The following is a 22,231-nucleotide window of genomic DNA, read 5'->3' on the forward strand; positions in this document are numbered from 1 at the left end:
CAAATAATTGCAATTGATTTTATGCGATATTTTGTTGTTGACTCGACGCTGGCCTAATTATTGTTAAGGCTTGTTTATTATACATCAGAATAAATTTATTTTTATAATTGCCACTACTTAACGACGTTAACATATATACATAACGGCAGGAGTCCATTTTGGTATGAAAGTAGAGACTCTGAAATAAGAATTAACTAAAAGTTTCAGGTTTGATTTGCTGATGCCTGTAGTACCAGATTATATAAACTGGGGATACATACTTTCTGAATACAGGAATCTGAGGGGGAAATAATGGCAAAAAGGTTAAAGGTCGCAAATCCGGCCCGTTGTATAGGCTGCTACTCCTGTATGATGGCCTGTGCAAGAACCTGGTATGATACTATATCTTTGAAAAACAGCCGAATTGATATACAGACCCGCGGGGGGATCGAAACTCCTTATTCTCAAATCGTCTGCCATGCCTGCATAGACCCTCCTTGCATGAGGGCATGCCCGCTGAGCGCGCTTACCAAAAGGAAGGGGGGAGGAGTGAATCTCAATAAAGAGATCTGCGATGGCTGCGGAAACTGTATAGAAGCCTGCCTGGTGGGAGCTATCCATCTGGACGCGGAGAAAAAAGCCGTAATCTGCAAACACTGCGGCGTATGCTCGAAGTTCTGTCCCCATGATGTGCTGGAAATGATTGAAGTCGAAGACAGCGGAGAAGTAAAGCTTACTGACACGGGCCCTGCTCTGGATACAAGCCCGGTTAGTCCTACTGCGTCTCATAAAGACCTCTACGGAGGGAAAGAACCAGGGGAGGGAAAATGACAACCGAGCAATACGCTATTGAGGGGCTTAAGAATATACTCTATATTGACCTGAGCAGCCATAGCTATCATATTAAGGAAAGGCGCGACCTCTATGAGAAATATCTGGGTGGTGTGGGAGTTGCCACAAACCTCATGCTTGAAGAGTACAGAGAAGGCACAGGGCCACTTGATCCGGAGATGCCAATAATCCTCAGCACAGGGCCGCTCTCGGGAGTATATCCTACATGCACCAAGACAGTTGCATTGTTCCGTTCCCCTCTCAATGGAGAATTGGGAGAATCCTATGCAGGTGGCCATCTTGCTATGTCCATGCGCTATTCAGGGTACGAAACAATTGTTATCAAAGGGGCCTCCCGATACCCTGTGTATGTGGCAATCCACAACGACAAAGTTACCTTCAGGGACGCCTCTTCCATATGGCATCTCTCTTCAGCAATTGATGTGGGAAAAATCCTGCGCGAAATAGAACCCGGTGCAGGCAGGCGCAGTATTATCAGAATTGGGCCTGCAGGAGAATGTGGGATCACATATGCCGATGTCAATGTCGATACCTACCGCCATTTCGGGCGCCTCGGGCTCGGAACGGTCTTTGGGGCAAAGAAACTTAAAGCTATGCTTATTTCCGGAAACAGGGAGCTGAAAAGCCCTGAACACAATGCTTACCGAAAGACTGTCAGTATGCTCTATGACACTATTGTGAAAACCGGGCTCACTGAGAAGTACCATAACCTAGGCACAAGCGAAAATATTCTGGTTTTAAACGAACTTAAAGGCCTGCCTACCCGAAACCTGCAGGCAGCTTCTTTCGAAGGAGCTGAAACGATTTCAGGAGAGTTTTTTGCCGAGAAATATCTTCTCAGGCGGGTCTCCTGTGCAGGCTGCCCAATTGGATGTATCCACGTAGCCATGCTAAAGCGAGCCTTTTCAAAAGCCCATGAATATGAAGCATTGAATATTTCTTATGATTTTGAATTGATCTATGCTCTGGGATCGAACCTTGGCGTAGCTGATCCTGAAGCCGTGCTTGAGCTTATTGATGCCTGTGAAAAAACGGGGGTTGATATAATCAGCATGGGAGTTGTACTCGCCTGGGCAACAGAGATGCAGCAACGCGGGAAGATTTCTACTGACGAGACTCTGGGGCTTAAATTTTCCTGGGGAGATAAAGCTACATATCTGAGAGCAATAGACCTTGTAGTCCAGGCGCCAAACGAATTTTACTCAGACCTTGGAAAAGGGGTGGAATATGCCTCCAAAAAATACGGAGGAGAGGACTTCGCAATTCGACTTGGAGGACTGGAAATTCCGGGCTATCACACAGGGCTTGGAAACATTCTTGGACTCACCGTAGGTGCCAGGCACTCCCATCTTGACAGCGCAGGTTATTCCGCAGATCAGAAAGCATTTAATCAGCCAATTTCAGATGAGCAGATTGTTGATTATATAATTGATGAAGAAAACCGGCGCAATGTCCTGAACTGCATGATTTCCTGCCTTTTTGCCAGAAACGTCTACACATACGAAAACGTGATTCTGGCCCTTAAGGGTCTGGGAATAGAAAGAACCGAAGAGGAATTAAAAGCACTGGGAAAGGATATTTTCAGGAAAAAGTATGCATTAAAAGAGAAATTCGGATTCAGGTTCGAAGACCTTCGAATCCCCAAAAGATTTTTTGAAACTCCTTCCACCACAGGGATAATTGAAGAAGAAAGAGTTAAAAGAGCGATTGAGCTTTATCGAAAGAAAAGGGGAGTATGATCGACGATAGAGTAGAACCTGAAGGATAAAGCAGGACCTCTTACTTCGCAAACCCCCAGGATTATAAAGATTACTTTTTAACAGCTTTCATAAGGTAGATGGGATGAGCATAGTCAAGCTTATCCAGCAAATTCCCTTTTTTCCTTGCAGAACGGCATAGGGAATTCATACGCTCAATATTTATATTCTCAAAACCCGCATCATTTAAGAACCTGGATACCTGGTCAGGTTTTAAACTATAAAGAGGAAGGTCTTTTTTTATCGGGTTATAGTGTTGATTAAAGGGGTTATGAAAGTTTCTTTCCTTTATGGAACGTATGCCATCCGAGATGGTTCGGATCGATTTAAGGAATATACCAGAACTGAACCAGTCTCCATCGATGGCAATGATCATACCGTCTTTCTTAAGCACCCGTTTCCATTCAGACAGAGCCTTCTGCGGATCAGGAAGTGTCCACAGGAGAAATTTGCTGGATACCACATCAAATTGCATGTCCGGAAGCTGCAGATCCTCGGCATCCCCCTGGATGAAGTTTATGTCCAGAGACCTCATCAAGGCGTTTTTTCTGGCTTTTTCAAGCATCCTTGTCGATAGGTCAACAGCAGTCACATGATGACCCAGCTCCGCAAACATCAGGGCAAGTTGACCTGGCCCTGTACCGACATCGAGTATTTCAAGATGTTCTCTGCTATCTACTATTGATGAAAGCATGTTTTTCCAGGTAGCCCATTCCTCCTCGGATTGTTCCACAATGCCAGTATTATAAGTCTCACTGCGATAATCCCAGTAGTTTCTTATCACTTCTTTAGCTTCCATGTGTTCACTCCACAAATATGAGTTTGGGAAATGATTTTATGAATGATAAATAAATGGCGATTTAACGAATAAAAATCTTATTTATTGTAACACTATATTGAATGAAAATATAAAATATTATCGTTTTTTAACACAAGTATTAAGTAGCATAATAATTATTGGAAGACAGAGCAAACGAAAAAAAGCCCGGCTATATAAAGTAAAGTTTCAGGGAATTCAGGTGTAAAATAAGGCACGATGAGTACTGAGGTAAGATGAATGTTTTAGATAATTGAAGGTTTGAAGCTTGCTGGTTTCTCAGTCAATCGCTTAAGTGCCATCAGTTTCTAAAAAATCCAATCCATGACTTAGCTTAAAATTAGAGAGACTCAGAAGTTGTCTGTTTTGAAGGACATAAGATTGTAAGACTTGAGTTATATGAAAGGTGAGACTCAGAAGTTGTCTGCTTTGAAGGACATAAGATTGTAAGACTTGAGTTATATGAAAGGCGAGACTCAGAAGTTGTCTGTTTAACATGAAAGTTCTTTCAAGTACTTTCATTTCTTTGTGCGTGTTATTAGAAGAATTTCACGTGTGTTTTGAAGGTAACTGCATAAGTCATATGAGATAAGATCTTTTTTTATATTTTTGAAATTTCTGAGAAAATACTCCAATATATTATTATTTTCCTATCCGCGATTGTTTCGAAAGTTTTATAATGGTTATGTTTTTTAAATATTTCAGCATAAAAATTGATAGAATTTTGTTATTAAATATCATTAGATTTTATAATTATCTGACAAAATTTTTAAAAAGGTAAGAAAAGACGAAAAATCGTGTATGTGAAAAAGGCTGCAATAAGTGCAGGATTGTTGTTCTACATGCAAATTAATACTGAAATAATTTGCAAAGAAGCTGTGCTGGAAAAAACACAGATCAAAATTCGAACCTCTTAGACAACTTTGTTGGATACCATATGGTTTCAAGAGTGTTCCTCTGAAAAAAGGGTGATTTTAAGTTGAACTTCCTCACAATTTCTAATTTATATGTGACTTTTCCTACTGAAGATGGTCTGGTCAAGGCAGTAAACGGCGTAGATCTTTCTATTGCTGAAAGCGAAATTGTAGGCTTAATAGGTGAATCGGGCTCCGGCAAAAGTGTCCTTGGGCTCTCTATCATGAGACTGCTGCAGGATGACGTAATCTTTAAAGGAGACATTCTCTACCGTGGAAAAAACCTGTATTCTATTGAAAAAGAGGATATGAGAAAACTAAGGGGTAAAGAAATCGGTATGATTCTCCAAAATCCAGGAAGTTCTCTCAATCCGGTACTGACCGTGGGTTTTCAGATAGCTGAGCCTCTCATGCTGCATAAGCACGTAAAAGGCAGCCTGGCTATCGAGATGGCACAGGAACTTCTGGGACGCGTAAAGATCAAAGAACCTTCTAAAAGAGTAAAGGAATACCCTCACCAGTACAGCGGAGGAATGAAAGAAAGAGCAATAATCGCCATGGGTATCGCCAGTGAACCGCGCTTTATAATCGCTGATGAACCAACAAAAGGCCTTGATGTGACTGTAAAAAGGAACATAGTGAAACTGTTAAAAGAAATATCTGATAAAAAAACGATGCTAATCATCACTCATGACCTTGGAGTTGCAGAGGAATTATGCGACAGAATTGCTGTGATGTATGCCGGAGAATTAGTTGAAATCGCTCCAGTAACCTCGATATTTGAAAGCCAGCTACACCCATATACTCAGGGTTTTTTTAACTCCCTTCCTGCCAGGGGGCTCAAACCTGTAAAAGGTAACAGCCCTTCTTTGATCGATCTCCCTGATGGATGCAGGTTCCACCCACGCTGTACCCATTGCATAGACAGATGTCGAAAAGAACATCCTCCGATGGTTGAAAAAAACAGAAGGCTTGTGAGGTGCTTCCTCTATGCTTGAAGTTACGGGTTTAAAGAAAACGTTTACTTCCGGCATAATCTCCAGAACTGTAACCAGAGCAGTAGATGACGTATCTTTTTTTATAGAGAAAGGAGAGACCCTGGGCCTGGTTGGGCAAAGCGGTTGCGGGAAATCTACTCTCGGACAATGTGTACTGAGGCTTATTGAACCAACAGCAGGAAAGATCGTGTTCAATGGCACGGATATCACTGCCCTTGATAACAGAGCTCTGAACAGCATCCGGCCTTCAATGCAGATGATATTCCAGAACCCTGACTCTTCTCTTGACCCTAAAATGACGATTGGGCAGAGCATAGCAGAACCGCTAAAACTTAAAGGAAATAACAGGGAAAAGACCGAAAGCAAGGTTGTTGAGCTTATAAAGCAAGTGGGGCTGAGTCCTGAACATATCCACCGTTTTCCTCACCAGCTCAGCGGGGGCCAGAATCAGAGGGCAGTTATTGCAAGAGTGCTTGCCCTTGAACCTATTTTTATTGTTGCCGATGAGCCTACAGCCTCCCTTGACATCTCGGTACAGGCCCAGATTTTGAACCTGCTAAAGGACCTCAAAGAAGAATATGACCTTACCATGCTGTTCATTTCTCATGACCTTGAGCTGATGAAACACATGTGCGAGAGGGTAGCTGTGATGTACAGGGGAAAGATTGTGGAAACTGGAAAGATCGAAGATATCTTTCAGCATCCTCTGCACCCTTACACAAAATTGCTGTTGACAGGGGATTCTGATTTCGAAATCAGTACAGTGGACTATAAGGGAGCCAAAAATCAGGGAACTAAGAATCCGGTATGTTCGTATTATTTTGAATGTCCTTTGAGATCAAAAGCATGCTTAACAGAAACACCCGAGTTGAAGAAAGCTTCAAACAATCAACTCGTGGCATGTCATCATATATTGAAAAACGTGTCCGGCAATATAATCCGGATGGAGAATAAGTGAAAAAAATATTGTTTAGACAGCTTGAGTCTGACATTGTTTCTGGACTTCAAGAAAGTGAAAATTCAGGAAATCGAGAAAGGAAAGTGAAAATTTAGAAAATTGAGAAAGGAAAGTGAAAATTTAGAAAATTGAGAAAGGAAAGTGAAAATTTAGAAAATTGGGAAAGGAAAGTGAAAATTTAGAAAATTGGGAAAGGAAAGTGAAAATTTAGGAATAGGGAAAGGAAAGTGAAAATTTAGGAATTGGGAAAGTGTAGATCAGGAGTTTATAAACTTGAGTAAAAAATACAGAATTACAGTTCTTGTCATGCTGTTAGTCATGGCAACAGTCCTTGGGTCGCTATGTATCGACCAGAAAAGTGATGAAAAAACTGCTACTGCCAATCAGTCAGGCGTACAAAGCCAGGAAGGCGCACTAAGATATGCAACTGCTTTTTATCCCGAAGACACTCTTGACCCGGCAGTAAAATGGACTGGCTGGTACATGCGAGAAGCCGGAGTCTATGAGACGCTTTTCAGTTATGACGAGAATATGAACTTACGGCCTGAACTTGCTAGCAAATATGAGAAAATATCAGATACTGAATGGAGGATCTACCTTAGAGACGGAGTAAAGTTTCATGATGGAACTCCCATGAATGCAGACGCTGTGGTGTATTCACTCAACAGGATACTGGATGATAATAATTCAAGAAAAGTAGAATACAATTTCATCCAATCCATAAGCAAATACTCTGACGATGCAATTACAATAAAAACAAATTCTACATACGCTCCTACTATAGCAAGCCTTACAGACCCTATAACTTCCATAGTCAGCCCCAGTTCAAAAGACCTTAATACCACAGCAATAGGAACAGGTCCATTTAAAGTTAAAAGTTACACCAAGGATGTAAATCTCGTTCTGGAGAAGAATGAAAACTACTGGAACGGTACACCTAAACTGGACAATGTCACTATCTATTTTGTCAAAGACGACATGACCAGGCTCTTCAAGCTGGAAAGCGATGAAGTGGACATTGCTGACGGCATTCCTCAATCAGAAGTGGCAGACCTGAAAAACAATTCTGACTACACCTTATACAGTAATGCGACTTTGAGAACATATTTCCTGTATGTAAATATGAATAAAGAGCCTCTGAATAATGTAAAAGTAAGGCAGGCCCTGAACTATGCTCTTGATCGCCAGCAGATTGTGGATACGGCTCTCGAGGGTGTTGGAGGAACTCCTGCAAAGAGCTTTTTCCCGTCCGTCATGAACTGGTCAATAAACAATAAAATCGATATGGTTTCCCAGGATGAACAAAAAGCCAGGAGTCTTCTGACCGAAGCTGGCTTAAACGACACTAACGGGGACGGCTGGCTGGAATACAATGGTAAACCTTTCGAATTGAACATAAAGACCTATACTGGTCGCCCTCAGCTTAAACCCGCTGCCGAGGTAATTGCAACCCAGTTTGAGTCAATCGGGATAAAGACAAGTGTCACTGTCCTGGAAAGTGGTGCATTAACGGATGATATGAACAAAGGAGACTACGATCTTGCCCTCTATGCCTGGACAGTAGCCACTACCGGGGACCCTGACTACTTTGTTTCAAAGCATTTTGAGTCTACAGGAGCTGAAGCACAGAAGACAGGTTACTCAAATCCCCAAGTAGATGAATGGATAAAGGCAGGTGAACAGACCATGAACCAGACTCAGAGAAAGGAATATTACGACAAAGTTCAGGAACAGGTACTGGAAGACTGTCCGGAGATATTCGTATTCTATCAGAACTCCATAGTTGGAGCAAACAAGAACGTTGGAGGGATTAAACAGTTCCCGAATGAGATCTCTTTCCTTACCAAGGACATCTACATCAAACAGTGAATTCCATAGAGTCCAATGAACTCGATAAGATCCAGTGAACTCGATAAAGTCCAGTAAACTCGATAAGGTCCTGGAGTTTTTTCCGGGGCCTTACAAAAAAATTGGGAACTAAACTGGACACAAAAAAGTCATTTAAAACTTATGGGTTATCGAAGAAAACTACTGGATTATCGAAGCAGTAGTTAGATTAATGGAGTCATTAACACTCAGGAGAAGACTATGGAAGTTTATACTTACATCAGTTATAGAAGAGAAGTAAAATTAAAAATAAAGCAAACTTTGCAACATAATAGAGAGGACTGATAAGTGATAGAGTTTATAACTCGAAGGCTTTTGCTCCTTCTCCCTGTCCTTTTACTGGTATCTGTAATCAGTTTTTCTATAATCTATATCTCTCCAGGGGATACGGCAGAAAATGCTCTAACGAATCCCGGAGGAGGGGTAGACCAGAGAGCCGTAGAAGAGTTCAGGGCTAAAACGGGGCTTGATGACCCAATACATATCCAGTACATTCACTGGATGGGTAGAATCATCCACGGAGACCTTGGAAAATCATACATGACAGGTGAAGATGTCTCGAAGGCAATTTTCAGATGCTTCAAAGTCACCCTGAAGCTTGCCGTAATCAGTATGCTGGTGTCTCTAATCATTGCGATCCCACTTGGTATCATCTCAGCTCTGAAAAAAGGAACATCTATAGACGATGTCTGCAGATTCTTTGCCCTTGCAGGAGTCTCAATGCCCAATTTCTGGCAGGCATATCTCCTGATCATAGTCTTCGCGCTTACCTTGAAGGTCTTGCCTTCTTCAGGATATGGAGACGGAGGCATTGCTGATATCCTACTGCCTGCCATCACCCTTGGAACGGGCTATGCCGCTGTAACTATGAGATTGATGAGAGCAAGCATGCTTGACGTGATGCAGCAGGATTATATCCGGGCAGCCAGAGCCAAAGGAGTTCCTGAATACATGATTATTCTCAAGCATGCTTTGAAGAACTCCCTCATACCCGTGGTAACAGTTGCAGGGCTGAATTTCGGATATCTCTTGAATGGTTCTGTTATAGTTGAGACGATCTTCTCGTGGCCGGGCATAGGAAACCTGATTGTTTCATCCATACTCAGCAAGGATTACCCCATGATACAGGGCTGTGTGCTGTTCATTGCTGTGATATTTGTACTGATCAATTTTGCAGTGGATATATCATACTCTTACCTTAACCCAAAGATCAGATATGAAACTAAGAATTAAAAACAAAAATCCGGGATTGTTCCTTAGTGCAGGAATTCTTATTTTTTTCATGCTTTCAGCGCTTTTCGCAGGGTATATAGCGCCCCACAATCCCGAGAAAGCGAATCTTGAACTTCGACTTAAAGAGCCCTGTCATGAGTATCCGTTCGGAACCGACCATTTAGGACGCTGCATATTAAGCCGGATAATTTTTGGCGCAAGAGTATCTTTATCAGTTGGACTTCTGGTAGTAAGCTCCTCTCTGATTTTAGGTCTTACCATTGGCGCTCTATCCGGATATTATGGAGGATGGCTGGATGAAATAGTTATGCGGGTAGTTGACGCTTTTCTGGCCTTTCCCAGCCTGTTACTGGCTCTTGGAATAGCCGGGCTTTTCGGTGCAGGATTCATGAATCTGGTCATGGCCCTGATAATAGTGGACTGGGCTGGTTATGCCCGCCTGGCCAGAAGCTCTGTCATGGCTGTAAAAGAACAGGACTATATTAAGGCTGCAAAAGGGCTTGGAACAGGGGATTTACATGTTATTTTACACCACGTAATCCCAAACGTGATGTCTCCACTCATAGTAATGGCAACAATAGGAATGGGATATGTCATACTGTCTGCAGCAGGACTCAGTTTTCTGGGTTTTGGAGTGCAGCCGCCTACTCCGGAATGGGGCTCCATGCTGAATGAAGGAAAAATATACATCCGATCTGCTCCCTACATAATGATCTTTCCCGGAATTGCTATCATGCTTACGGTCCTGGCGTTCAACTATCTTGGGGACGAGTTAAGGGACCTGCTTGACCCGAGAGAAACGAAGGACATCGACTGAAATTAACCCTCAAAGAAGGGCATCGACTGAGCTTAACCTTTGAAAAAAGAAGGGTATCGACTGAGCTTAACCTTTGAAAAAAGAAGGGTATCGACTGAGCTTAACCTTTGAAAAAAGAAGGGCATCGACTGAAACTGTATATTCGATATTTCTTCAGAGCAACTACCATGAAAAAATACTCATCATTTAACAGCAAGTTTATTTTAAACGCAACCATCAGTGTTGTTGCCGGATACAGGGAAAAATTAAATTGTTTCAGTCGAAATGCGTGCCTGTTCTTAGGATATATTTTCCTCATCTCTTTGAGCCTGGGAATCTACGAGGTAATCTTCAATCTGTACATCTTAAGGCTCGGGTTCAGGGAGGACTTCCTGGGACTCATGCTCTCACTGGTTTCCATATCCACCGGCTTGTTTGCAATCCCTGCGGCCATGTTCTGCGACAGGGTAGGCAGAAAGAGCACATTGTTATTGTCCTGCCTTCTTCTCCTGTTTTCCTTTGCAGTCCTGTACACCACTACCTCGACATTACTGCTGGTTTTATTCAGCATTCTCTATGGGGTATCCTCATCACTTAAAATAGTTACAGCATCTACGTTCATGGTTGAAAACTCCACGAGTTATGAAAGGATGCATCTGTTTTCGATGTACTACCTGTTATACACCATAGGCGTCATGATAGGAAACTTTGCGGGCGGCATTCTACCGCAAACCTTTACCAGCTCACTAAAGATTGACCCAGCAGACCCAACGGGTTACCAGCTCTCACTATATGCATCTTTAACTGCTGTGTTAATTTCCCTGCTGCCCCTGATATTCATAAAAAACAAAAAACCCGCTCTGCCAGGAAAGTCAGATCTGTTTTCTACCCTTTCTTCGACTTTAAGGTCAAAAACGATCCAAAAATTAGTTCTGGTAAACGGGCTTATAGGTATGGGATGGGGGCTGGCTCTTCCCTATTTTAATGTTTATTTTGACATTGTCCTTGGAGCAAGTTCCAGGCAGATAGGTTTCATCTTTTCCCTTTCCCAGGTGGTCATGATGTTCACCTTATTATTTGTCCCTATACTTACCGAATGGTTAGGGAAAGTGAAGATCGTAGCCCTGGTTCAGCTCTCCTCAATCCCATTTCTTCTGCTTTTTACATCTACATCCCTACTTACAATAGCTGCTTTCGGATACATCATGAGGTCAGCTATAATGAATATGTCAAACCCTATATTGAGCAGTTTCAATATGGAAGTGGTCAGCGAAGACCAGAGGGCAACTGTTAACAGCCTGATATGGATGAGCTGCTATACCTGTGTTGGACTGAGCACCTATGCAGGTGGTTTGATGATGGCTCACAATTACTATAGCCTTCCTTTCCTTCTGACCTGCATATTATACGTAGTTGCTACTGTACTTTATTACTTGTTCTTTGAGAAGATGGAAAAAGAGCAAAGAAACTTAGAGGTTGTCTGAATATTATAATTCTCTTATTTTGTAATTATTGAGGCCATCCCAAAACCAACTTTATTCTCAAAACAATAAAATTTTCAGAATTGTTTTCATTATCCGAAGATCAAATAATAATCGCAAATTCGAGATCAAGAAAAGTAATTTTGAGTTTTGGGATCAGCTCATTATTATTTTGTTATTATTTTTATTATATTTATAGATTTGAGAACCGATACAGTAGCATTATTTAATTTTAAGACAGCCTCTAAGGAATTTAATAAAGAAAAATTAAATAGACTTAAAGATTCAAATTCTTAAAAAGGGGAAGTGAATATGGATATTGAAGAAATTCAAGCAATCTTCAAATTTTCAGCCCTTGAAAAGCACATGATTTCCAGTTTTGGAATTCAAGAAGATCTATTTCTTCCTTTTCTGCTTTCATTAAAATCAGGAGGCTCCTGGAGTTATGCCTCCGAAGAAACAAAAAGCATGGCAGTAAAAGACGTGATAACTTACTATAGTGAGGAGAGCAAGACCGGTTATACTCTGGAAAAGATATACTTCTTTATCGAACCCGAAGTCATAGCTGAAGAAGGGGTCATCCAGAGGCTGGAAAAATGCGGAACAAAAGAAGAAAGAGAACTGGTTGAAAGGCCCTATATAATAACCCTGCATGCAAAAAAAATCATATTTGCAGAGGTAAACCCTGATCTCAGGAAAATAACAGTCAGGGAGTTAAAGAAAAAACACATAAAACTAAAAGGTACGCCGGCATATAGCGCAGCTCATGAGATGGAACATCTTGAAAAGGGAGAAGTAGGAGGAATTCCGCTCTGGACTTTTGAGTACATTAAAGGTCAGTAAAAATGTTTAGAAAAATAAAAATATGTTAAACAACTGAACATTGTATGAGAATTTGATTTTAATATTTTTCAATTTTGTACTGGTACTGTAAATCTGATACAGAATTCAGTCCCAAAAGCTCTTTTGAGTTCAATTTTGCCCCCTAACTGGTCTACCAGGGTTTCCACTAACTGTAAGCCAAGAGAATTGGAATCTTCTAAATAAAATTCATCAGGAATACCAATCCCATTATCCGAGACTATTAAAACAAAATCAGTGACATTAAAACTTTCTTTTGTGTTTTCCTGCTCTTTGTTTGCGTATTCTGCAGAGTCTTCTTTGTATAGTTTGATTTGAATTTTCCCGTTATCTCTGCCTAAAAATGCGTACTTAAGGGAATTTGAAACAAGTTCGTTAATGATTATTCCCAGCGGGACGGCTATATCCATATCAAAGAAAATGTTTTCTTCCAGTTCGATGTTCAGGATCGTGTTGACATTTCCAAGTTTATAGGTCTGGAAAAGATTTTCAACAAGCCTTTTAATATACGAAGAGAAGTTTATTGTATCGTTTCCTCTGCCTTCATGCAGTTCTTCGTGGATAAGAGCAATTGACATTACCCTGTCCTGGCTTTCTATGAAAGCGTTAAGAACTTCTTCATTCTCAGCATGTTTTCTGTTTCTGAACTTTTCAGCCTGTAAGTCAAGAAGGGAAGAGATCACTTGCAGATTATTTTTAATTCTATGATGGATTTCTTTTTTTCGGGCATCTTCGGCTTTTGCCAGAAGTCTTTCCGCATTGACTTGCTCAGTAATGTCTCTGCTAATAGCTGAGACAGCCTTCAGCTTTCCAGAAGCGTCAAAAACTGGAGAATAAGTTATTGACACATTTATTAGTCTACCATCTTTTTTTAGCCGTAAAGTTTTGTGATGCTGGACTATTTCTCCCCGTTTAACCATTTCAACAAATTTTCTTATTTCACCTTTAAGATTATCTGGTTCAAAGATTGAAACATTTTTACCCAGAATCTCTTCAGCCGAATAACCATAAATCTGCTCTGCGGCTTTATTCCAGCTTGCAATAATACCATCTAGAGTCTCAGTTATAATAGCATCATTTGATGATTCCACGACATCGGCTAATGTCCTGATCTTCTCTTCTGTTTTCATGATATCTGTAATATCCTGAATTGTTCCTCTCAGGAGAATTGGGCGTTTTTTCTCATCAAAAACAACTTCACCATGTGAGTGGACTACGCGATCTGACTCATCAGATGAGATAATCCTGTGATCAATGCTAAAGAACTTCCCATGTAAAGCACTATTAACAGTGTTATATACGTAACTTCGATCTTCGGGATGTATAAAGTTAAAAAGTTCACTGTACTTGTGAAACACTTTTTGGGGAACACACCCAAAAATACGACACATCTCATCAGACCAGTACATTTCATTAGTTGCAAGATTCCAGTCCCAATTTCCAATATGAGCTATTTTTTGGGCTTCAGAAAGTCTTCTCTTTTCTTCCATCAATGATTCATAAGCCTTTTCAAGCTCATCTGTACGTTCTTTAACTTTTGCTTCTAAACCATCATGTGCTCTTTTAAGCGCTTCTTCTGCTTTTTTGCGCTCCGTTATATCCTGCGTTATGCCGAAGCCGCCAACAATCTCTCCATTTATGTCAAATTCAAAATATGCCTTCTTACGAACCCATTTGACCTTTCCATCTACGATAATCCGGTGTTCTATACTATATGGTTCACCCTTTAATTTTGCTATCCATTCTTTCTGGACATATTTTCTGTCATCCGGATGGACTTTAGAAAGGAAAGTCTCATAGGTCAAATGAGTGCCTTTTGGGATACCAAAGATACGATAATTTTCATCAGACCACGTTAATTCTTTTTTACGCGCGTCCATACGCCAGCTTCCTAAATTACCAACCTCCTGAGCGCGATCGAGATCTTCCTTGTTTTTCTTTAGCTCATCCACAAGGATATCGCATTCCTCCAATGCTTGAGAAAGCTTGAAGTTGCTATGACTTAGTTGTGAGATCATGTTGGCAAGTTTCATAAGGAAGGACATGTTTTTGTTCACAGTTTCCCTACTTAACCGTGGAACTTTTTCGAGCGCCTTTATATATTCCTCTTCATTGAAGCCATATTTTCTAGCCTGGGATCGGAAAAGTTCATAGTCCAAAGTCTCATCTTCAAAAAAGAAATGTCCTGAGAAGATATTGGCGATATGTTGTCCTTCCACGATCAGACCCGTCACAAAATTCCACATATTATTCTTACACTTATAAAGCTTAAATTCTCCAGGAGCAACGCCCAGTGATAGCTGTGTATCGCTTTCTATGCAGTGCCTGCAGGTCTCTGGATGGACTCTGTGGAATCTTGTACATATATCCGGCCATCCAATACTCATAAGGACATTGCCTTTGAGATCAATAATAGATATGGTGATGTAAGTAAGTTGAGATAAGTCATTCATAAGAGACTTGAGCGCTGGAACATCAAGAATATCAACTAATTCAAGGCTCGCAGCACTGAGCGCAGGATTCGAGTTTGTTGTCTTTAATTGCTCCAGGTCTATTTTCATAATTCCTTCAGACTCCTCTCTTTGACGTCGACATACTTAACTTTAGTATACTACTGTGACCACTCACAAGCGAGAGTACATCTTTAATTTAAAAAAATATTTAATGTATAAAATTTAACTGATTTCTCAGGTATAATATTACTAAATTTAAAAAAATAGTAGATAAAGATATTTATTTTGTGTGTGAAGCTCACATGACAATATCAAGAACTCAAGGAACCTGACTTTGATAACACCCTTTTTGAAGTTTACCTCACCATTTTTGAAGTTTACCTCACCATTTTTGAAGTTTACCTCACCATTTTGACGTTCACCTCACCATTTTGACGTTCACCTCACCATTTTGACGTTCACCTCACCATTTTTTGACTATTTATCTCGTCATTACCTCAGGTATGAAGATTGTCCTAACGATGTTTTTTCAAACCATCGCTAAACTAATCAGTGAATTGTCATAGAAGGCTTAAATTTGATAGGGTGCAGAAAATTAAAAAGAGCATTGTGAGCCATTTTTGTTCCGTACTTTCATGCTAATCAATGTACTGTGCGCCAGATCGTAAGAAGAATTATGTTCAGAATTTAGCAGTAATTATTATAAAATCTCAATGTTAATTATAACGCACTTAATATAAAATGCATTAATTAAGTGGAGGGAAAATATGAAAAAAGCACTTATCATATTGATAGTGTTATTCGGTGTATTCCTGGCCATAGGATGTGCTGGTCAGCAAGATGGAGCTCCAAATGAAACGGGAACTCCGGTCCAGGCTGTGACTGAAGTTGTAAAAGAGACTCCTGTTACAGAAGTAACTCCAGCCACAGGAGTGAACAAGACTACCTTACAGGACAATAATACTACTGCAAACAGGACCGTTATATATGGTAACAACACTACTGCAGCTAGAACCACCATAAAAAGCAACAATACTACTGCAAAAAGGACCGTTATATCTGGTAACAATACTACTGCAGCTAGGACCACCATAAAAGGCAACAATACAACTATAACCAGTACCACTATAGTCAAAAAAACTCCTGGAAACGATTAATAAGTCGTTTAGTGTCTACCAGGTACTGAATTTTTAATGTAGGACTTACGCTGTTGGACTGAGAAATCGATAGCATTAAACCTTCAATTGTCTAAAACACTAAACAAGTCACAATGTCGAAAGTGCTTGATTTTGTACTTCAAGTGCGTAAGTCCTATAATGATAAATCTGAACTCTATACTTTTCATTGGGGATCGGTTAAGGAATTTTCTTGCCAAAAAGCTATCAATTTTGCATTAGAAACCGGCCTTAAATTTTCGCATCTTTAAATGAAATCGATAACTGGTTCCACTTTATATCCCATTAGAATATTTGACAAATGTTGTGGAAATGGACGCAGTTTGTCACAATCCCTTACTTAACCGAAGACGCATGAATTCAGATTTTCAATCAAGAAATGCAAAAATCGCTATATTTTGGAACAGAGTCATCTTATTTAGCATGAAAATACTGCCATCTGCAAGCATTTTCATTGGCTGCGCATGTTATTCGAAGAATATCATTTTCGTTTAGTGAAATAAGTCAAGCATATCCGAAAAAGTATCGAGTCTGAAGTCGAAGCACTGATCCTTTTCTTCTCCGGGTCTCCAGTCTCCATAAGAAGCGTAAGCGGTTCTCAATCCAAGTTTGCGAGCAGGGACCATATCCCTTTTGATGTTGTCTCCCACTACCAGAGTTTCTCCGGGTTTTATCCCGAGCTCCTTAAGCGCGAAAAGAAAATGTGCCGGATCTGGTTTTTTTGTGCCTGTCGTATCCGCAGCCACGATAAGATCGAAGTAATTAAGAAGCCCGACCCTTGTAAGCCTTGCCAGGGCATGATAACTATCGGCATCCGTTATAATCACGAGCTTTAAGCCCAGCTTTTTAAGCTTATCAAGGGTATCCGTTACAGCTGGATAGAGTTCGAGATTTTGCAGTTTTTCCCGTTCATAGATCTCACAGCACTTCCTGTAGCCCTGAGCTGTAAAAACATTTCTCTCCTGCATGTAGTCTCGAATATTTTCGTGATCTTCAAAACCGTAAACTCCTCTCAGGAAGTATCTGAAAAGTACAGAAGGTTCTTCCGTAATATCTCCCTTCCAGATAAAAGAGAGAATCTCCCTGCAAGCTTCCAGTTTTGCAGCTACGAAATCAAAAAGAGTGTTATCCATATCAAAAAGCACGGCTTTCAGAACTCCGGGATAAACTCGCTCCAGATCTTTCTGAATTATATTCATGTTCTTCTCAACTTCTTCCATTTTCTTCGTGCCTGCTGCTTTTTCTAAACCATGTAAATTTGCTTTTTCTTTCTCTGCTTTTTCTTTCTTTACTCTTCGTCTATGCTCTTCTTTCCGGAACTATTTTCAGAGCTTTTCGGGGAGAGGCTATAAAAGCCATAAAGGACAGATGTATAAATCATAAACGAACAACGGATTTAAGTAAATACCGAACGCGGACATTTTAGAATCCGCAGGGTCTACTATAAAAGGCAGAGCAGGAAATTTTGATATGAGCTCCGACGAACCAAAAGATGAAACCTTCAGGAAAGAAGGCAGTGAAGAAAAAACTGAAGAAGAGACGGTTTCCGAAGAAATGTTTGTTCTAAGCGATTCGGGGGATACATGTAAGCAGGAAATCAGCGATAAAGTCATTGCGGCCAAGCTTAATGAATACGGACTTGATTTTCTCAGCTGTGGAAACTTTAATGAGGCAATGGAGGCTTTTGATAAAGCAATCGAGCTTGATCCAGATAATATAGACCTATTAAACAATAAGGCTCAAGCTCTTGAAACCGTTGGAAAATACGGCGAGGCTCTTGAGTTTTATGAAAAAGCTATCAAAATCAATTTCGAGGACCCAGATCTCTGGAATAATATGGCTTTCTCCTTGTCCCAGGTTGGTAAGTATGAAGAAGCTGTTAAAGCCTATGAAAAAGCCCTTGAGCTCAGACCGGACTATCCCAATGCATGGTACGGAAAGGCCCTGAACCTGAGCCAGGCAGGAGACTATAAAGCAGCTATCGAAGCCTATGAAAAAGTCCTTGAGGAAAATTCCGATTATAAAGAAGCATGGGTAGGAAAAGGCATAGCTCTGGGTCAAATGGGTAAGTACGACGAAGCAATTATCGCATACGACAAGGCAATTGAACTTGATCCTAACTTTACCGAAGCCTGGCATTATAAAGGCGTGGACCTGGACAGCCTTGGAAGTTACAGGCCGGCCTTAAAAGCATATCAAAAAGCTGTGGAGCTTGATCCTGAGAACGATGATGCCTGGAATAATATGGGGATAGACCTCGAAAACCTTGAAAACTATGACGAGGCAATTAAAGCCTTTGACAAAGCAATCGAAATCAACGCCGAAAATGCCGATGTCTGGTATAATAAAGGCTTTACCCTCAGCCAGATGCAGAGATTCGAGGAAGCAGCAGAGGCATACAGGAAAGCTACACAACTTGACCCTGAGTATTTAGAAGCTTATTCCAGTCTGGGTTTTGTGCTTGCTCAACTCAGACACTTTGAAGAAGCTCTGGAGACTTATGAGCAGGCACTCAAGCTTGATCCTGAGGCTGCAGACTCATGGTTCGGAAAAGCTGTCTGTCTGAGTTTCCTCGGGCAGGAAGAAGAAGCAGAAGAAGCATACAGGAAAGCTGTAGAAATTGATCCCAGATATGCCGAAGTAGGGGGAAATACCCAGTAATCGAATTTTTTACATACCAGCCTATTTTTATTCGATAGCCTATTATTATCCAACGTTTACTTTTTTCAAGATTTTTAAATTTTTATTTTTTCGGTCATACATACTATAGCGCCTTACTGTTTTATGTTATGGGCAGAATTCGGATTATTACTAATTGTACTAATTGTTACTCGATAATTCGGCCTTTGCTCAGAATTACCAGGTCTTTGCTCAGAATTACCATGCCTTTGCTCAGAATTACCAACTACTCTGCCCATATTCATTTTTTATAAGTTTTTCAGGCCTGAGCCGTTATTTGCCCTTGCTAGGTGTTACGTGGATTACTCCTGTGTCCCCGGTAGTACCTGTAACATTTTTGGCTGGAGTTTGTACTTTGGTTGGAGTTTCCAATTCAATTGGAGTCTCCTGTTCATGTTTCTTTGTTATGGTTATGTTTGTCGGTTCGGTTACATTTTCTACTTCAGTAACTGCTTCAGCCGGAGTTACTTTTGTAACAGGAGTTTCTTTTACAGCCTCAGTTACGGTTACTGCTTCCTGAACCGGTGTTACAGCTTCAGCTCCGGTTACTGCTTCAGCCTCAGTTACAGCTTGGACTGGAGTTCCCGTTTCATTTGGAGCTTTCTGACCAGCGCATCCGATGGCCAGGAATACACCGAACAATACTATCAATATAACAAACGCTTTTCTCATGTTTTCCCCCATTCAAATCATGTGTTTTATAATAAATGCTTTATAATTGATATTGAGGTTTTATAATAATTACTGCTAGATTCTGAACATAATTCTCGATGGTCAATTTGTATCTGATTGGTATTAATATTTGAATAACGTATGTTTAATTATGGGAAAAAGAGGTCCAAAACCACAATTCTTTGACGTTGCCTGTCCAAACAAAAACTGCAAACTCTATGGTCTGACTAACCAGGGCAATATTACTGGGAATGGAACTTACATAAGTCGTGGAAAGAAAACAAGAAGATATGTTTGCCACAATTGCGGTAAAGTATTCAATGATAACACAGGCACTTTTTATCATGATCTTCGCAAAGATGAGCAAACTATTGATCTAGCTCTAAAAATGTCTATGAAAGGAATGAGCATTGAAGGTATTGCCGATGTTTTAGAGGTACAATCTGCCAGTGTAAAGCGATGGTTAGCTCGTGCAGATGAACAATGTGATAAAGTAAATGAAGTATGATGAAAGACCGGGATGTACCCAGATAGAAATGGACGAACTATGGGTAATAATTGAGGGTTTGCCAAAATTAACGAAAAGGCGTTAAAAGCAAAAAAGTCCGATAAGAACACATATATTCTTATTAGAAATTGTAGGGAAAGCTCTCTGTTTTGTGATGTCCATTGTATCGAATAGCACAAAACAAAGAGCACTTATTTGGTATGAAAGTGCTTTCAAACACTTTCATTTTTTGGACATGTTATTCGAAGAATATCATGTATGTTTTTATTTAACTGTCAACGTCAGGATTTGTTCCTATCCACCGCCCTTCACAGGATAAGATTTAAAAAAGTCATATCCTGAAATACACCTAGAAGATGGCGAAAGAATTAACAGATTAATCCACAATTTTTTTGCTCAGGATGTACAGGATCATATCCGAATTCAATTTACTTTCCCTGGAAAGCTTTTCAGCAATAACCTCATTGGTAAAGCGGTCGGCTTTTAATTCCTGAATTTTCTCCAGAACATTCTGAGAGACATTATAATATTCGTTTATGTCTTTCCTGTGTCCCCATACATCGCCTTCCAGAAGATTTATCTTCTGCATCTCCAGGAACATTTCAATTGACTTGGAAACCGTCCTTCTGTAAGATTTAGGAAGCTGTATAGCTTCAATTTTCGGACATGTTTCCGCAAGCATGAATACATCCTTGTTAGATGGCCTGAAAGCAAGATGGATAACCTTTTCGTTCGGGTTCAGGGTAGGAATTTCCTCCCGTGAACTAACTACTCTTATTTTCATACTATCCCCACTCCTTATTTAATAATTAGATTTTCATTTATTTAAAAATCAAATTTTGTTTACGCATTTACATTTTAAATACATATCGATTAGCCGATATATTATTTAGAGGGTTTATACCCAAAACGAGTTCTAATAGAATCAGCATGTGCCTGTAGACCCTCTTCCTCGGCTAATGCGATTACAGTTTCTTTCAGACTTTCAAGCCCACTCTTGCTGATTCTCTGAATACTTGAGTATTTAATAAAATGGTTTATATTCAGACCAGAATAAACTCTGGCATATCCGGATGTGGGAAGCACGTGATTTGTCCCTGAGGCATAATCCCCAACAGGAACCGGAGAATAGTTTCCTATAAAAATCGATCCTGCGTTTTTAATCTTCTCAAGTACGAAATCCGGGTCCGATACCATAATCTCAAGGTGTTCGGGAGCAAACTTATTGCTAAAGCCAATACATTGTTCCAGGGAATCTGCAATAAGAATTGCGGCATTTTTAAGAGAAGCCTTTATAATACAGCTTCTTGCAGCCTGTTCCGCCTGAACCAGAACCTCTCTTTTTACAGCTTCTGCCAGCGTATCCGAACCTGTGACGAGTATTGAAACTGAATTTGGATCGTGTTCGGACTGTGCGAGAATATCCGAGGCGACCATAACGGCATCTGCCGACTCATCTGCAATAATGAGCACCTCGCTTGGGCCGGCTGGAAAATCAATTTCTGCAAAATCCCTGATCTGCATTTTGGCAGCTGTGACAAAAATATTTCCAGGTCCTACGATTTTATCCATCTTAGGAACGGTTTCAGTCCCGTAAGCCATTGCCCCTATAGCCTGCACGCCTCCGAGCTTGAACACCTTGTCCGCTCCTGCAACCTTTGCAGCGGCAAGCGTAAGCGGGTGTACGGAACCGTCCGGCCTTGGAGGGGTACAAACAATGACCTGCTCCACGCCTGCAACCCTGGCAGGGATTACAGTCATGAGCACGGTTGAAGGATAGGAAGCACGCCCTCCAGGAGCATAAGCGCCCACACTTTCCAGAGGCGTTGCCTTTTGACCCAGCACAATCCCTGGCTTTAATTCCATAAACCAGGTAGCTTTCGGAAGCTGAGCTTCATGGAAAGCCCGTATGTTTGCAGCTGCAGACTTAAGGTGATCCAGAAGTTCAGGACTTATGCCGGAAAGAGCCTGTTGAAATTCCTCCTCACTTACCTCAAAGTTTGCAAGTTCGACTTTATCGAATTTAGCCGTATATTCCCTGAGCGCAGAATCTCCTCTGGTACGCACATCAGAAAGCACAGCTGAAACGGTATTCGCTACGTCCTCAAGCCCGGAGCCCCGGGAGATTAATTTTTGCATTTCAGCTTCCGAAACATCAGACAACTTTTTGAATAACATCATGACCATCTCTAAAAGAACCTGACATAACCT

At 40.7% G+C, this 22,231-nt stretch carries 17 protein-coding genes and 1 pseudogene; 12 read left to right on the forward strand and 6 right to left on the reverse strand.

Annotated elements, in window-relative coordinates; all coding sequences use genetic code 11:
* The first annotated feature begins 291 nt into the window (after nt 1–291).
* On the forward strand, nt 292–810 hold the full coding sequence (locus MSVAZ_RS11295; RefSeq protein ID WP_048121037.1) for a 4Fe-4S dicluster domain-containing protein: 519 nt from the start codon (nt 292–294) through the stop codon (nt 808–810).
* The gene (locus tag MSVAZ_RS11300; RefSeq protein WP_048121039.1) at nt 807–2,570 is read left to right on the forward strand and encodes an aldehyde ferredoxin oxidoreductase family protein; all 1,764 of its coding nucleotides are present in this window, start codon (nt 807–809) and stop codon (nt 2,568–2,570) included. The genes MSVAZ_RS11295 and MSVAZ_RS11300 overlap by 4 nt, the downstream gene beginning before the upstream one ends.
* A 70-nt stretch (nt 2,571–2,640) precedes the next feature.
* Here the strand turns inward: MSVAZ_RS11300 and MSVAZ_RS11305 are convergent, their stop codons facing one another.
* Entirely contained in the window at nt 2,641–3,387 is a 747-nt protein-coding gene (locus MSVAZ_RS11305; protein ID WP_048121046.1) for a class I SAM-dependent methyltransferase, read from the reverse strand.
* A gap of 997 nt (nt 3,388–4,384) precedes the next feature.
* Between MSVAZ_RS11305 and MSVAZ_RS11310 the strand changes: the two genes are divergently transcribed.
* From MSVAZ_RS11310 to MSVAZ_RS11340, 7 genes are all read left to right on the forward strand, one after another.
* On the forward strand, nt 4,385–5,317 hold the full coding sequence (locus MSVAZ_RS11310) for an ABC transporter ATP-binding protein (protein ID WP_048121048.1): 933 nt from the start codon (nt 4,385–4,387) through the stop codon (nt 5,315–5,317).
* Nucleotides 5,310–6,275 carry an oligopeptide/dipeptide ABC transporter ATP-binding protein gene (locus tag MSVAZ_RS11315; RefSeq protein ID WP_048121050.1) on the forward strand — a complete coding sequence of 322 codons (966 nt, stop codon included), beginning with the start codon at nt 5,310–5,312 and terminating at the stop codon, nt 6,273–6,275. Before MSVAZ_RS11310 ends, MSVAZ_RS11315 begins: the two co-directional genes overlap by 8 nt.
* Nucleotides 6,276–6,548: 273 nt before the next feature.
* On the forward strand, nt 6,549–8,144 hold the full coding sequence (locus tag MSVAZ_RS11320; RefSeq protein ID WP_157206078.1) for an ABC transporter substrate-binding protein: 1,596 nt from the start codon (nt 6,549–6,551) through the stop codon (nt 8,142–8,144).
* 306 nt (nt 8,145–8,450) lie between these two features.
* On the forward strand, nt 8,451–9,395 hold the full coding sequence (gene nikB, locus MSVAZ_RS11325; protein ID WP_048121052.1) for a nickel ABC transporter permease: 945 nt from the start codon (nt 8,451–8,453) through the stop codon (nt 9,393–9,395).
* A complete protein-coding gene (gene nikC, locus MSVAZ_RS11330) occupies nt 9,379–10,212 on the forward strand; it encodes a nickel transporter permease (RefSeq protein ID WP_048121054.1) in 834 nt (277 codons plus the stop codon). Before nikB ends, nikC begins: the two co-directional genes overlap by 17 nt.
* Nucleotides 10,213–10,379: 167 nt before the next feature.
* On the forward strand, nt 10,380–11,675 hold the full coding sequence (locus MSVAZ_RS11335; protein WP_048121057.1) for an MFS transporter: 1,296 nt from the start codon (nt 10,380–10,382) through the stop codon (nt 11,673–11,675).
* A gap of 309 nt (nt 11,676–11,984) precedes the next feature.
* On the forward strand, nt 11,985–12,515 hold the full coding sequence (locus MSVAZ_RS11340; RefSeq protein WP_048121059.1) for a putative ATP-dependent zinc protease: 531 nt from the start codon (nt 11,985–11,987) through the stop codon (nt 12,513–12,515).
* A gap of 68 nt (nt 12,516–12,583) precedes the next feature.
* On the opposite strand, the gene MSVAZ_RS11345 is transcribed toward MSVAZ_RS11340, so the two are convergent.
* On the reverse strand, nt 12,584–15,094 hold the full coding sequence (locus tag MSVAZ_RS11345; protein WP_084626128.1) for a PocR ligand-binding domain-containing protein: 2,511 nt from the start codon (nt 15,092–15,094) through the stop codon (nt 12,584–12,586).
* A 659-nt stretch (nt 15,095–15,753) separates the two neighbouring features.
* Between MSVAZ_RS11345 and MSVAZ_RS18910 the strand changes: the two genes are divergently transcribed.
* Nucleotides 15,754–16,143: a hypothetical protein gene (locus MSVAZ_RS18910; protein WP_052727962.1), complete on the forward strand. Its 390-nt coding sequence runs from the start codon at nt 15,754–15,756 to the stop codon at nt 16,141–16,143.
* A gap of 509 nt (nt 16,144–16,652) precedes the next feature.
* Here MSVAZ_RS18910 and MSVAZ_RS11355 read toward each other — a convergent pair.
* Nucleotides 16,653–17,381 carry an HAD family hydrolase gene (locus tag MSVAZ_RS11355; RefSeq protein ID WP_048121062.1) on the reverse strand — a complete coding sequence of 243 codons (729 nt, stop codon included), beginning with the start codon at nt 17,379–17,381 and terminating at the stop codon, nt 16,653–16,655.
* 250 nt (nt 17,382–17,631) lie between these two features.
* Between MSVAZ_RS11355 and MSVAZ_RS11360 the strand changes: the two genes are divergently transcribed.
* A complete protein-coding gene (locus MSVAZ_RS11360) occupies nt 17,632–18,822 on the forward strand; it encodes a tetratricopeptide repeat protein (protein WP_048121063.1) in 1,191 nt (396 codons plus the stop codon).
* A 291-nt stretch (nt 18,823–19,113) separates the two neighbouring features.
* Here MSVAZ_RS11360 and MSVAZ_RS11365 read toward each other — a convergent pair whose 3' ends face one another.
* Entirely contained in the window at nt 19,114–19,512 is a 399-nt protein-coding gene (locus MSVAZ_RS11365; protein WP_048121065.1) for a hypothetical protein, read from the reverse strand.
* A gap of 151 nt (nt 19,513–19,663) precedes the next feature.
* Here MSVAZ_RS11365 and MSVAZ_RS11370 point away from each other — a divergent pair.
* Nucleotides 19,664–20,075, forward strand: a pseudogene (locus MSVAZ_RS11370) (transposase); the annotation flags it as partial.
* A gap of 321 nt (nt 20,076–20,396) precedes the next feature.
* Here the strand turns inward: MSVAZ_RS11370 and MSVAZ_RS11375 are convergent.
* Nucleotides 20,397–20,804 (reverse strand): DUF1699 family protein, encoded by a 408-nt coding sequence (locus MSVAZ_RS11375; RefSeq protein ID WP_048118606.1) that lies wholly within the window; start codon nt 20,802–20,804, stop codon nt 20,397–20,399.
* A gap of 101 nt (nt 20,805–20,905) precedes the next feature.
* The gene (hisD, locus tag MSVAZ_RS11380; protein WP_048121067.1) at nt 20,906–22,207 is read right to left on the reverse strand and encodes a histidinol dehydrogenase; all 1,302 of its coding nucleotides are present in this window, start codon (nt 22,205–22,207) and stop codon (nt 20,906–20,908) included.
* Nucleotides 22,208–22,231: the final 24 nt, after the last annotated feature.

Origin of the sequence: Methanosarcina vacuolata Z-761 (genome assembly GCF_000969905.1) — an archaeon.
In the GTDB taxonomy this organism is placed as follows: domain Archaea; phylum Halobacteriota; class Methanosarcinia; order Methanosarcinales; family Methanosarcinaceae; genus Methanosarcina; species Methanosarcina vacuolata.

Excerpts from the sequence above, each read along its gene's own strand:
- MSVAZ_RS18910 (WP_052727962.1), top strand. The coding sequence starts at position 15,754 with ATGAAAAAAGCACTTATCATATTGATAGTGTTATTCGGTGTATTCCTG.
- MSVAZ_RS11360 (WP_048121063.1), top strand. The coding sequence starts at position 17,632 with ATGAGCTCCGACGAACCAAAAGATGAAACCTTCAGGAAAGAAGGCAGT.
- MSVAZ_RS11365 (WP_048121065.1), bottom strand. The coding sequence starts at position 19,512 with ATGAGAAAAGCGTTTGTTATATTGATAGTATTGTTCGGTGTATTCCTG.
- MSVAZ_RS11345 (WP_084626128.1), bottom strand. The coding sequence starts at position 15,094 with ATGAAAATAGACCTGGAGCAATTAAAGACAACAAACTCGAATCCTGCG.
- MSVAZ_RS11340 (WP_048121059.1), top strand. The coding sequence starts at position 11,985 with ATGGATATTGAAGAAATTCAAGCAATCTTCAAATTTTCAGCCCTTGAA.
- nikC (WP_048121054.1), top strand. The coding sequence starts at position 9,379 with ATGAAACTAAGAATTAAAAACAAAAATCCGGGATTGTTCCTTAGTGCA.
- MSVAZ_RS11295 (WP_048121037.1), top strand. The coding sequence starts at position 292 with ATGGCAAAAAGGTTAAAGGTCGCAAATCCGGCCCGTTGTATAGGCTGC.
- MSVAZ_RS11315 (WP_048121050.1), top strand. The coding sequence starts at position 5,310 with ATGCTTGAAGTTACGGGTTTAAAGAAAACGTTTACTTCCGGCATAATC.
- MSVAZ_RS11335 (WP_048121057.1), top strand. The coding sequence starts at position 10,380 with ATGAAAAAATACTCATCATTTAACAGCAAGTTTATTTTAAACGCAACC.
- MSVAZ_RS11300 (WP_048121039.1), top strand. The coding sequence starts at position 807 with ATGACAACCGAGCAATACGCTATTGAGGGGCTTAAGAATATACTCTAT.
- MSVAZ_RS11305 (WP_048121046.1), bottom strand. The coding sequence starts at position 3,387 with ATGGAAGCTAAAGAAGTGATAAGAAACTACTGGGATTATCGCAGTGAG.
- MSVAZ_RS11375 (WP_048118606.1), bottom strand. The coding sequence starts at position 20,804 with ATGAAAATAAGAGTAGTTAGTTCACGGGAGGAAATTCCTACCCTGAAC.
- MSVAZ_RS11355 (WP_048121062.1), bottom strand. The coding sequence starts at position 17,381 with ATGGAAGAAGTTGAGAAGAACATGAATATAATTCAGAAAGATCTGGAG.
- hisD (WP_048121067.1), bottom strand. The coding sequence starts at position 22,207 with ATGGTCATGATGTTATTCAAAAAGTTGTCTGATGTTTCGGAAGCTGAA.